Here is a 10,900-nt window from a genome sequence, read left to right as displayed (position 1 = left end):
GGGATCTTATCCCCGACCTTGGACAGTAATGCAGCTATATAACAGGGAATGTTATGGCAAAGCTCTGGCAACAAACCGGCTACAGCCTGTTAAGGCGCGGGCGTTATTCCGAAAGCGGTCGTATTTATCTGGTTACTGCCGTGGCATTCATCGCGAGGAAGATGTTCTGCCTGCCGCACGCTATATCGTCGCCAATCCTCTGCGTGCCGGGTTGGTAAGACGGGTCGGAGATTATCCCTACTGGGATGCACTGTGGATCTGAGTCAGTAATGGGTCGGGGATAAGATCCCCTCCTACAGGATTGGTACCGGTATTTGCCGTAGCCTTCGGAAGTATAAGGACAAGCAATGACAGAACAGCAACACCCCCTCTGGACGCCCTGCGCCGGACGCCGTACCGCCTCGCAGATGCAGGGTTTTATTAACTGGCTGGAGCGCACCAGTGGCCACCGGTTCAGTGACTACGATGACCTGCATTTATGGAGTACCCACGAGCGCGAAGATTTCTGGCAGGCGATCTGGGATTACTGTGATGTGATTGCCAGTCATGAGGCGACGGCGGTGCTGAGCGATGGCGATAAGATGCCCGGCGCGCGCTGGTTTGAGGGCGCGCGGCTGAACTTCGCTGAAAACCTGCTGGCACCGGCGCAGAATCCCGCGTTCCGCAATAAAGCTGCACTGGTATTCCGCAACGAAGATCCGGCCCAGCGCCGCAGTCTGACCTATGCCGAACTCTATACCCAGGTGGCGCAGCTGGCACAGGCCATGCGTGCAGCGGGTGTTGAGGCCGGTGACCGGGTGGCGGCCTTTATGCCGAATGTGCCGGAAACCGTGATTACCATGCTGGCGGCAGCGTCGATTGGCGCGCTGTTCTCTTCCTGTTCGCCGGACTTTGGTCTGCAGGGTGTGCTTGATCGTTTTGGCCAGATTCAGCCCAAGCTGCTGATCGCGACTCAGGGCTATTTATACGCCGGTAAAACCATCGACTGTGGTGAGCGCGTGGCCGCTATCCGCGATGCGCTGCAATTACCGCCGCAGCAGCTGATTTCGGTGCCTTATCCGGGGCTGACGCTGAACAAACCACAGGGCTCAGTGAGCTGGCAGGATTTTATCACCTCGTCGCAGCAGCAGTGGTCAGAGGATGACATTGAATTCGCCCAGCTGCCGTTCGATCAGCCGCTGTATATCCTCTACAGCTCCGGTACAACCGGCGTACCCAAGTGCATCGTGCATGGTGCGGGCGGTACGCTTTTGCAGCATCAGAAAGAGCTGCGTCTGCATACCGACGTACGCGCCGATGACGTGCTGTTTTACTTTACGACCTGCGGCTGGATGATGTGGAATTGGCTGGTTTCCGGTCTGGCCACCGGTGCCACGCTGGTGCTGTTCGACGGCTCGCCTTTTCACCCGGCGCCTGATGTCTTGTGGAAGATGGCCGCCGAAGAAGGCATCACCATTTTCGGCACCAGCGCCAAATACCTGTCGGCGCTGGAGAAAGCCGGCATAAAACCGGCGCAGTTGCATTCGCATAAAGTCCGCACCCTGCTCTCTACCGGTTCGCCGCTGGCGCATGAAAGCTTTGATTATGTGTACCGCGATATCGGCGCCGATATCGCGCTGTGTTCCATCTCCGGCGGTACCGACATCATATCCTGCTTTGCGCTGGGTAACCCCTTGCTGCCGGTCTATCGCGGTGAGCTGCAGTGCGCTGGCTTAGGCATGGCAGTGGAAATCTGGGATGACGAAGGCCGCGCGCTGGCTCCGGGCGAAAAAGGCGAACTGGTGTGCACCAGAGCCTTCCCGTCAATGCCGGTTGGTTTCTGGAATGACCCGGACGGACAGAAATATCACGATGCCTATTTCAGCCGCTATAGCGTACAAAAGCCTGATGGCGTCTGGGCTCATGGCGATTACGCCGAACGTGTCGCGCACCATGGCAAAGACAGCGGTGAAACCGCCGGGTTGGTTATTCACGGCCGCTCCGACGCGGTACTCAACCCCGGTGGTGTGCGTATCGGCACCGCCGAAATTTACCGTCAGGTCGAGCAGCTGGACGAGGTGCTGGAAAGTCTGGCCATTGGTCAGCCCTGGGCCGGCGATGTGCGCGTGGTGCTGTTTGTGGTGCTGAATAATGGCCAGACACTGGATGATGCGCTGCGCGATAAAATCCGCAGCCAGATCCGCAGTCACTGCACGCCGCGCCATGTGCCGGCGAAGATTATTCAGGTGGCGGAACTGCCGCGTACCATCAGCGGTAAGCTGGTGGAGCTGGCGGTGCGCAATGTGGTGCAGGGTTTGCCTGTTAAAAATACCGACGCCCTGAAAAACCCGGAAGCGCTGCAACACTTCCGCGATCTGGAGGAACTGCAACATGACTGACCACAGCGCACACCTGACTCTGGAATTATGCAAAGACGACAGCGGTGCCGAAAGCATTGCCCTGCTGACGCTGAACCGGCCGGATATTAAAAACGCCATTTCCGATGGCGAAGTGATCGACGCCATCGAACAGACGCTGGCCCAGGTTAACGATCGTCAGGATATTAAGGTCGCGGTATTTACCGGTGCCGGTAAAGTGTTCAGCGGTGGCGGAAATATCAAAGCGATGCAGCAGCGCAGCGGTATGTTTGCCGGCGATGCACAACAGCTGAGCGCCAATTACAAAGCCTTTATTCAGCGTATTCCGCTGGCGTTTGCGCAACTGGAAATTCCCATTATCGCCGCGGTTAATGGCCCGGCGGTGGGTGCTGGCAACGATATGGTGTGCATGTGCGATGTTGCCATTGCCAGCGAGCAGGCGACCTTTGCCGAAAGCTTTATCAAACTGGGGATTATTCCCGGCGATGGCGGCGCCTGGTTATTACCGCGCCGTATCGGTATGCAGCATGCGCTGGAAATGGCGCTCACCGGCCGCACATTTTCGGCCGACGAAGCACTGCGCATGGGACTGGTCAGTCGTGTGGTACCCCATGCCCAGCTGCTGGGCAGTGCCCTTGGTCTGGCGCGGCAGATGGCCACCAACGACGCCCGCTGCCTGCGGGAAACCAAGCGCCTGTTTAATGCCGCCCGCAGCCAGACCTTAGAACAGGCGCTGGATGATGCCGCGCAGATTCAGGGACAGCTGCATCATGCGCCGGGGTTTAAGCTCTGATACCGGGTTTTACAGCCCGAAACCAATCGCCGAGACGGCTTTGCCCATAATTTCTTCGCGATAAAAAGCGCTGCCCTGATCCGCGCCCGCGGCTCCGGCCACCATCATCATCGGCAGCAGGTGCTCTTCGCGCGGATGCACCTGACGTGCGCCGGGGGCATCGCTCCAGTGATTGAGCGCTGCAGTGCGCTGGGTTTCGTCCTGTGCTGCGGCGTCAATCAGCCAGTCATCGAAGGCTTTAGCCGCCGCCGCATCGCTGGCTGAGTCGGCGAAGAATGCACGCAGGTTGTGGTAGCTCAGACCGCTGCCGATGATCAGTACGTTTTCATCACGCAGCTGTGCCAGCACTTTTCCGGCAGCCTGATGTTCGGCCGGGTTCAGACCTTTTTTCAGCGACATCGCCAGCACCGGAATCTCTTCCCGCGGATAGGCGACCTTAAGCGGAATAAACACACCGTGATCCCAGGGTGCGTTGTTATCCACCGCCGCTCCGATACCGGCATCCTGCAGTAATTGCGCGGCCCGCTCCGCCAGTGCCGGGGCACCGGAAGCCTGATAGCGGATTTCATAGGTATGCGGCGGGAAACCGTAATAGTCGTATTCCAGTTTCGGGTGTGAGCCACCGCAAAAGGTAAATACCGGCGCTTCCCAGTGGGCCGAAATCAGCAGAATGGCGCTGGGTGGTTGCGGCAGACGCGCAGGAATCGAACGCAGCATGGCCGCCATGTTATCCCACAGCTGCGGGTTGCCCGGCCATTCCATAAAAAAACACGGGCCGCCGCCGTGGGGAATATAGAGACTTGGCTGGCGTTGGTTGGCTGACATCTCAGCGTCCTCAGTGATCGCGGCGTGCGGGTACCCACAACATTAATACAAAGGCCCATACCAATGCTGCAAATCCCCAGATAAAGGTGGATGACAAACTGGCCCCACCTTCAATACCGAGTTTTGCCAGCCAGGGGCCGAGCAGCTGGGTGAAGCCATAGAGGGCAATGAGCGCGGCGCTTAACCTTGGTCCCTGATGCGGGTGCAGGCTGCGCGCCAGACGCTGGGTCAGCAATACCGCGCCTAAAAAAGTACCGCCGACCAGAATCGCACAGAGCCACAATCCCGCCGACTGCTGCGGCAATAACAACAGCGCCCCGACCCCCGCCGCCTGAATGGCGTAGTTCCACAACAGTGCGGTTTTATCACCGATAGCGGCACCTAAATGATTCCACAGCCAGGTCGATGGCAGCGAGGTGATGGCGACTAACAGCCAGGCGCTGGGCACCAGCGTCAGTTGCCAGTCGGCGGCGACCGCCGGCAGAAAGGTCATCGGCAGGATGTAGCCTAATCCGGCACCGGCATAGGCCAGAAATAACGGCGTGCTGGCGCGATCCCAGAGTGCGGAATGATCGTCACCCTGCCCGGCCGGTGCATGGCCGGGTAAGCGATGCAGATACCAACTGCTCCACAACGCCAGCGGAATGGCGGCGATGGCCGCCGGCAGCCAGCGTTGCGGGCCGGCCAGCCAGGTGGCACTGAGTTCAACCAGTGCGCTGGAGCTGAGCAGGCCAATGCCCACCCCCAGATACATCAGGCCACTGAGTTGCGCCTTCTGTTGCGTCACCAGCCACTCCAGCACCAGTGCCGGTGCCAGTACAAACACCACACCGTTACCTATGCCGTTCAGCAGGCGCAGGGTGGCAAGGGTTTCATAGTGGCTGACAAATACCTGCAGCAGGGTAATCAGGGCGTTAGTTGTGAGCATCACGGCCAGCGCATTACGACCGTGGCCACGCTGATAGAGAAACAGCGCCAGCATGGCACCGCTTAAATAGCCGACGTAGTTCCAGGTGGCGAGGGATGCGGCCTGAGACAGTGTGATCAGGCCGTCATCAACCAGTAGTGGCAGCAGCGGCGTGTACACAAAGCGGCCGAAGCCATGCACCACAATCAGCGATACCGCCGCAGCGATAATGGGCCACCAGTGGGAGGATGGCTGATGACTGGCAGTGGAATTCATACGCTGGCTCCATTAATGAGTATGTGCATGATAGGACTAAGTGCTTATAAGCCCAATCCGACTTAGGTTATGTCCGGAACAAGTCTGGTGAATGGGGCTCTTAATGGGCGCTTAAGGCGTGTGTTTCCCGTCTGTTGCGGGCATATGCTAATATCCGCGGCCTTCTATCTAGCCGGTTTGATGCACCATGAACGCTGAAACAGATTCCTTAACCCGCCAGCTGGCCTACGGCGCCGAACAGATGCAGATTGCCCTGACGGCAGAGCAGCTGAGTGCGTTACGTGCCTATCTGGATCTGCTGCAGAAGTGGAACAAAGCCTACAACCTGACCGCCATCCGTGAGCCGGAGCGTATGGTTGCATTGCATCTGCTCGATAGTCTGGCGGTGCACCCCTTTGTGCAGGAAGCGGGCAATATTGCCGACGTCGGCACCGGGCCGGGCTTGCCGGGCATTGTGCTGGCGATTATGAACCCGCATAAAACCTTTACCCTGCTCGACAGTAACGGCAAGAAAACCCGTTTTCTGTTTCAGGCGCGCACCGCACTCGGGCTGGATAACGTGACCATAGTGAACGATCGGGTCGAGGCATATCATCCCCCCCGGCCTTTCGATATGATTGTCAGCCGCGCTTTTGCCTCGCTCGCCGATATGACCCACTGGTGTCAGCATCTGCGCGCTGAGCAGGGCTGCTTTCTGGCGATGAAAGGGCAATATCCACAGGATGAAATTGCCGCCATCGCCGACAAATTCCGCGTGGTGGCTTCCGATGCCATCAGCGTTCCCGGTGTGGAAGGCGAACGGCATCTGCTGCGCCTGCTGCCGGTTAATACCAACGATTGAAGGCGGATCGCCGTCAGGCACTGAAGGAAGCTGAGTTGTGAGCAAAGTTCTGGCAATTGCGAATCAGAAAGGTGGTGTCGGCAAAACCACGACGGCGGTGAATCTGGCCGCCTCGCTGGTGGCGACCAAGCGCCGCGTGCTGCTGGTGGACCTCGATCCGCAGGGCAACGCCACCATGGGCAGTGGTATCGACAAGCACGATCTGGACGTCTCTTTATACGATGTGCTGACCGGCAAATGCCGCACCGCCGCCGCGATTCAGAAAACCGAAGCGACGGCCGGCTTTGATCTGCTGCCAGCCAATGGCGATTTAACCGCTGCCGAAGTCGAGCTGATGGATCTGCCACGGCGCGAAAGCCGCCTGCGCGAGTCTCTGGCTGAAGTACGCCCGGATTACGACTACATCCTGATCGACTGCCCGCCGTCACTGAATATGCTGACGGTCAATGCACTGGTCGCAGCTCAGGGTGTACTTATTCCGATGCAGTGCGAGTACTACGCGCTGGAAGGTCTGAGTGCGCTGATGCAGACCATCGAATCGATCAAAGCAACATCCAATCCGAAGCTGGAAATCGAAGGCCTGCTGCGCACCATGTACGATCCGCGCAACAGCCTCACTGTTGATGTTTCCACCCAGTTGATCAGTCATTTCGGCGACCGGGTGTATGGCACTGTGATTCCGCGCAATGTGCGTCTGGCCGAAGCGCCAAGCCACGGCGTGCCGGTGCTGAGTTATGACAAATCCTCGCGTGGTGCGGTTGCTTATCTGGCTCTGGCCGGAGAAATGAACCGCCGCACCCGTCAGGCCGCGACGGCCTGAAAGCTGAATAAGGTTATCTGAACGCATGACAAAGAAAAAACGCGGCCTTGGCCGTGGCCTCGACGCCCTGCTGACCAGCTCGCGGGCGGCCGCCGTCGCCACTCAGCCGGACAACGCAGAGAACATTGAAAGCAATCTGCCGGCTGAGGCCGGTGAGTTGCGTCACCTGCCGGTCGAGTGGATTCAGCCGGGCCAGTATCAGCCGCGCAAAGACATTCAGCCGGAAGCGCTGGAAGAACTGGCCGCTTCTATTAAGGCGCAGGGTCTGATGCAGCCGATTGTGGTGCGACCACTGGCCAGCGCCGATGATCGTTTTGAAATCATTGCCGGTGAGCGCCGCTGGCGCGCCTGCCAGCTGGCTCAGCTCGATACCGTTCCGGCTTTGATTCGTGACGTGGCCGACGATGCTGCCATCGCCATGGCGCTGATTGAGAATATTCAGCGTGAAAACCTGAATCCGATGGAAGAAGCCGCGGCCCTGCACCGCCTGCAGCACGAGTTCGAACTGACGCAGATGGAAGTCGCCGAAGCCGTGGGTAAAAACCGCGCCACCGTTGCCAACCTGCTACGTCTGATGAATCTGAACGAAGACGTAAAACGCCTGCTTGAGCACGGCGATATCGAAATGGGCCATGCCCGCGCCCTGCTCGGCTTAAGTGGTGGCCAGCAGAGTGAAGCCGCGGCGCAGGTTGTCAGCCGTACGCTTACCGTGCGTCAGACCGAAGCGCTGGTGCGTCATCTGCAGGAAGGCAAAAGCGCAGATAAAACCGCCAGCAAACCCAATCCGGATATTCAGCGTCTGGAGCGTTTACTGGGCGACCGTCTGGGCGCCAAAGTGGCCATCAAGCACAGCGCCAAAGGCAAAGGCCAGCTGGTGATTAACTACACCAACCTGGATGAGCTGGACGGCATTCTGGCGCATATCAAGTAAGTTACTGTGCGGAGGCATTGCGGCTGTTCAGCAGCAGCGAATGCCTCTCCCCTTCCTCTTTTAATACCAACCAGGCCGCAGCTTTCTCACCCTGACTGAACATCAGCCGGCTCTTGTCAGGCGCGGTCCTGTTCAGCATCAGCAGGTCGCTGCGCCGGCAGGCAGGTCCGGCGGACTGACGCTCATCTGTAGCGGAAGAAAAACTGCAGTGACAAGATGGATAAGTGAGTCATCACTCTGTGATAAAGGCCTGACAAATCCTGACGTTAGCGGGAAGACGGCTGAAATTCAGCGCATATGGCCTTTCCCGGCTTGCCGGCCGAGCTATTGGCTGAATTATTCTCGCTTTGCCCCCGGTTTCGGTTGAAGCTGACTGGTCGAGCCAATATAATCACCGCGCCTTAAAATAGGCTGTTGCAGATTTTTGACTAATGTGAGGCTGGGGATGACAGGCATACCGCGTCCACCGGTCTATCGGATCGTGATTTTTCAGCTGATCCTGACGTTTGTTGTTGCACTGGTCGCCTGGTTGTATAGCGATGTAGCCGCCAAGTCGGCATTGATGGGGGGGCTGATCTGCGCTCTGCCTAATGCGTATTTCGTCTGGCGAGCATTCCGTTATCGCGGAGCCCGGTCATCAGCACAGATCGTGCAGTCGTTTTATCAGGGTGAAGCCTGGAAGTTTGTTCTGACCGGATTTGCCTTTGCTGCCGTGTTCAGCCAGAACTGGCCACTGAATTATTTGGCACTGTTTGCAGGCTTTGTGACAGTGCAGCTGGGACATTTGTTCTCAGCAAAAATTGCCAATTTATAAACCTTTGGAACAGAGAGTGAAGAATGGCTTGTAACTCACAAGAGTATATTGCTCATCACTTAACCAATCTTACCTACGGTAAATTGCCTTCCGGCTATGTCCGCAAAGAGTTAGTACCGGTTAAAGATGATGCAGGTAATGCGGTTGCAGATGACTCCGGTTGCCCGGTGACTACTGTTCGTGAAACTGAACTGACGACATCAACCTGGACCATCGCAGCAAACGGTCAGGAAGCCAAAGACATGGGCTTTATGGCTGTGCACGTGGATTCTCTGGGCTGGTCCGTCTTTATGGGTCTGCTGTTTGTATGGTTCTTCAGCCGTGTTGCTAAGAAAGCAACTTCTGGTGTTCCTGGTACTGCACAGAACCTGGTTGAAGCGGTGGTTGGCTTTGTTGATAACACCGTAAAAGAAACCTTCCATGGCCGCAGCCCGCTGATTGCTCCGCTGGCTCTGACCATTTTCGTATGGGTGTTCCTGATGAACTCCCTGAAGTGGATCCCGGTTGACGTTGTTCCTGGTATCGCACACGCGCTGGGCGCCCCTTACTTCAAGATCGTACCAACCGCTGACCCGAACGGTACCCTGGGTCTGTCCATCGGCGTATTCCTGCTGATTATTTTCTACAGTATTAAGGTGAAAGGCGCCGTTGGTTTTGCCAAAGAGCTGTCGTTTACTCCGTTCAATCACTGGCTGGCCGTACCTTTCAACCTGTTCCTTGAGATTCTGGGTCTGCTGACCAAGCCTCTGTCTCTGGCACTGCGTTTGTTTGGTAACATGTATGCCGGTGAGGTTGTATTTATTCTGATTGCGCTGCTGCCATTCTATGCGCAGTGGGTACTGAACGTACCCTGGGCAATCTTCCATATTCTGGTAATCCCGTTGCAGGCGTTTATTTTCATGGTTCTGACGATTGTATATCTGTCTCAGGCCCACGAAGATCATCACTGATACGGAATTGACAGACTGTTTTAAACCCTTAAATCACTAACTAGTAACTTTCAGGAGTCTCAAATGGAACTCGTATATATTGCTGCATCTATCATGATCGGTCTGGGTGCTCTGGGCACTGGTATCGGCTTCGCCCTGCTGGGTGGCAAGCTGTTAGAAGGTACCGCGCGTCAGCCTGAGCTGGGCCCACAGCTGCAAACCAAAACCTTCCTGATGGCAGGTCTGCTGGATGCTGTGCCAATGATCGGTGTTGGTATCGCGATGTACCTGATCTTCGTAGTAGCACCGTCTGCAGCCTGATAAGTAGGTGCGATCCCCGGATCGCTCGTCTACCTACTTTAACGTAATGGCAAGAGGTGAATCACTGTGAATATGAACCTGACCATCTTGGGTCAAATGATTGCCTTTGCGATTTTTGTCTGGTTCTGCATGAAGTTTGTATGGCCGCCACTTGTGGCTGCCATGCGCGAACGCCAGGAGAAAATTGCAGAAGGTCTTGACGCTGCTAACCGTGCTACACGTGATCTGGAATTGGCTCAGGAAAAGGCCATGAATCAGATGCGTGAAGGCAAGGAAAAAGCTGCCGAGATCATCGAACAGGCTAACAAGCGCGCCAATCAGATTATCGATGAGGCTAAAGAAGCCGCTCGTGCTGAAGGTGCACGTCTGGTAGCCGCTGCTCAGGCGGAAGTCGAGCAGGAAGTAAACCGCGCTAAAGAAGAACTGCGTAAGCAGGTGTCTGAGCTGGCCGTTGCCGGTGCAGCCAAAATTCTTGGCAAGTCAGTCGATGCAGCCGCCCATGGCGATCTGCTGAATAAATTAGCTGACGAGCTCTAAGCGAGGTTTCCATGGCTGAATTAACAACACTCGCTCGGCCATATGCCAAAGCGGTGTTTGCTGAAGCAAGTGAGAAAGGTGCCTTTGATGCCTGGTCTGCGGATCTGGCATTGCTGAGTGCATGTGTAGCTGATGAAACTTTAGTCGGCGTTCTGCAGCACCCTTCCCTTACTGCTACACAGCAGGCACAGACACTTACAGGCGTATGTGGCGATAAGCTGAATGAAGCAGCCAAAAACCTGGTCACTGTTCTGGCCGAAAACAAGCGTCTGGCGCTGCTGCCTGAAATTTCTGAATTGTATGAAGAAATGAAGGCGAAGCTGCAGAACACCGTGGATGTTGTGGTGAAAACAGCATATCCACTGAGTGATGAACAGAGCGAAAAGCTCTCTCAGGCGCTTAAAGCCAGACTGCAGTGTGATGTACGTATGAGCAGCGAAGTCGATGAGTCCATCATCGGTGGCGCCATCATTCGTGCCGGTGACCTGGTAATCGACGGCTCCTTAACCGGTAAGCTGTCCAAATTAGCCGAAGCGATGAAATCCTAAT

At 56.5% G+C, this 10,900-nt stretch carries 13 protein-coding genes; 11 read left to right on the top strand and 2 right to left on the bottom strand.

What is annotated here, in order from left to right; genetic code table 11:
• The first annotated feature begins 53 nt into the window (after positions 1-53).
• The 3 genes from HUF19_RS18185 (at position 54) to HUF19_RS18175 (ending at position 3,150) form a co-directional block, all read left to right on the top strand.
• Positions 54-218: a hypothetical protein gene (locus tag HUF19_RS18185; protein ID WP_260997903.1), complete on the top strand. Its 165-nt coding sequence runs from the start codon at positions 54-56 to the stop codon at positions 216-218.
• A 129-nt stretch (positions 219-347) separates the two neighbouring features.
• Entirely contained in the window at positions 348-2,378 is a 2,031-nt protein-coding gene (locus tag HUF19_RS18180) for an acetoacetate--CoA ligase (protein WP_260997902.1), read from the top strand.
• Entirely contained in the window at positions 2,371-3,150 is a 780-nt protein-coding gene (locus tag HUF19_RS18175) for an enoyl-CoA hydratase-related protein (protein WP_260997901.1), read from the top strand. The genes HUF19_RS18180 and HUF19_RS18175 overlap by 8 nt, the downstream gene beginning before the upstream one ends.
• Before the next feature lie 9 nt (positions 3,151-3,159).
• Here the strand turns inward: HUF19_RS18175 and HUF19_RS18170 are convergent, their stop codons facing one another.
• Entirely contained in the window at positions 3,160-3,975 is an 816-nt protein-coding gene (locus HUF19_RS18170) for a DODA-type extradiol aromatic ring-opening family dioxygenase (RefSeq protein ID WP_260997900.1), read from the bottom strand.
• A 10-nt stretch (positions 3,976-3,985) separates the two neighbouring features.
• The gene (locus tag HUF19_RS18165; protein ID WP_260997899.1) at positions 3,986-5,158 is read right to left on the bottom strand and encodes a YbfB/YjiJ family MFS transporter; all 1,173 of its coding nucleotides are present in this window, start codon (positions 5,156-5,158) and stop codon (positions 3,986-3,988) included.
• 187 nt (positions 5,159-5,345) lie between these two features.
• On the opposite strand from HUF19_RS18165, the gene rsmG reads away from it, so the two are divergent.
• The 8 genes from rsmG to HUF19_RS18125 all read left to right on the top strand — a co-directional run bounded on the left by rsmG (position 5,346) and on the right by HUF19_RS18125 (position 10,899).
• Complete coding sequence (gene rsmG / locus HUF19_RS18160) at positions 5,346-5,999, top strand: 16S rRNA (guanine(527)-N(7))-methyltransferase RsmG (RefSeq protein WP_260997898.1); 654 nt, start codon at positions 5,346-5,348, stop codon at positions 5,997-5,999.
• A 37-nt stretch (positions 6,000-6,036) separates the two neighbouring features.
• Positions 6,037-6,819, top strand: coding sequence for a ParA family protein (locus HUF19_RS18155; RefSeq protein WP_260997897.1), 783 nt, complete (start codon positions 6,037-6,039; stop codon positions 6,817-6,819).
• Between the two features lie 25 nt (positions 6,820-6,844).
• Entirely contained in the window at positions 6,845-7,750 is a 906-nt protein-coding gene (locus HUF19_RS18150; protein WP_260997896.1) for a ParB/RepB/Spo0J family partition protein, read from the top strand.
• A gap of 445 nt (positions 7,751-8,195) precedes the next feature.
• Positions 8,196-8,564 (top strand): ATP synthase subunit I, encoded by a 369-nt coding sequence (locus HUF19_RS18145; protein WP_260997895.1) that lies wholly within the window; start codon positions 8,196-8,198, stop codon positions 8,562-8,564.
• A gap of 23 nt (positions 8,565-8,587) precedes the next feature.
• Positions 8,588-9,514, top strand: a complete 927-nt coding sequence (gene atpB / locus HUF19_RS18140; RefSeq protein WP_260997894.1) for a F0F1 ATP synthase subunit A — start codon at positions 8,588-8,590, stop codon at positions 9,512-9,514.
• 63 nt (positions 9,515-9,577) lie between these two features.
• Entirely contained in the window at positions 9,578-9,814 is a 237-nt protein-coding gene (atpE, locus tag HUF19_RS18135) for a F0F1 ATP synthase subunit C (RefSeq protein ID WP_260997893.1), read from the top strand.
• Positions 9,815-9,880: 66 nt separating this feature from the next.
• Complete coding sequence (locus HUF19_RS18130; RefSeq protein ID WP_260997892.1) at positions 9,881-10,351, top strand: F0F1 ATP synthase subunit B; 471 nt, start codon at positions 9,881-9,883, stop codon at positions 10,349-10,351.
• Positions 10,352-10,362: 11 nt separating this feature from the next.
• On the top strand, positions 10,363-10,899 hold the full coding sequence (locus tag HUF19_RS18125; protein WP_260997891.1) for a F0F1 ATP synthase subunit delta: 537 nt from the start codon (positions 10,363-10,365) through the stop codon (positions 10,897-10,899).
• The last annotated feature ends 1 nt before the right edge of the window (position 10,900 follow it).

It is taken from the genome of Thalassolituus hydrocarboniclasticus (assembly GCF_025345565.1).
GTDB classification, from domain to species: domain Bacteria; phylum Pseudomonadota; class Gammaproteobacteria; order Pseudomonadales; family Oceanobacteraceae; genus Venatoribacter; species Venatoribacter hydrocarboniclasticus.
This window is presented reverse-complemented; position numbering and strand designations above follow the sequence as displayed.

Bases quoted from the DNA above. Each gene is read 5' to 3' on its own strand.
- atpB (WP_260997894.1), top strand. From the start codon at position 8,588: ATGGCTTGTAACTCACAAGAGTATATTGCTCATCACTTAACCAATCTT.
- HUF19_RS18170 (WP_260997900.1), bottom strand. From the start codon at position 3,975: ATGTCAGCCAACCAACGCCAGCCAAGTCTCTATATTCCCCACGGCGGC.
- HUF19_RS18185 (WP_260997903.1), top strand. From the start codon at position 54: ATGGCAAAGCTCTGGCAACAAACCGGCTACAGCCTGTTAAGGCGCGGG.
- HUF19_RS18145 (WP_260997895.1), top strand. From the start codon at position 8,196: ATGACAGGCATACCGCGTCCACCGGTCTATCGGATCGTGATTTTTCAG.
- HUF19_RS18125 (WP_260997891.1), top strand. From the start codon at position 10,363: ATGGCTGAATTAACAACACTCGCTCGGCCATATGCCAAAGCGGTGTTT.
- rsmG (WP_260997898.1), top strand. From the start codon at position 5,346: ATGAACGCTGAAACAGATTCCTTAACCCGCCAGCTGGCCTACGGCGCC.
- atpE (WP_260997893.1), top strand. From the start codon at position 9,578: ATGGAACTCGTATATATTGCTGCATCTATCATGATCGGTCTGGGTGCT.
- HUF19_RS18180 (WP_260997902.1), top strand. From the start codon at position 348: ATGACAGAACAGCAACACCCCCTCTGGACGCCCTGCGCCGGACGCCGT.
- HUF19_RS18165 (WP_260997899.1), bottom strand. From the start codon at position 5,158: ATGAATTCCACTGCCAGTCATCAGCCATCCTCCCACTGGTGGCCCATT.
- HUF19_RS18175 (WP_260997901.1), top strand. From the start codon at position 2,371: ATGACTGACCACAGCGCACACCTGACTCTGGAATTATGCAAAGACGAC.
- HUF19_RS18150 (WP_260997896.1), top strand. From the start codon at position 6,845: ATGACAAAGAAAAAACGCGGCCTTGGCCGTGGCCTCGACGCCCTGCTG.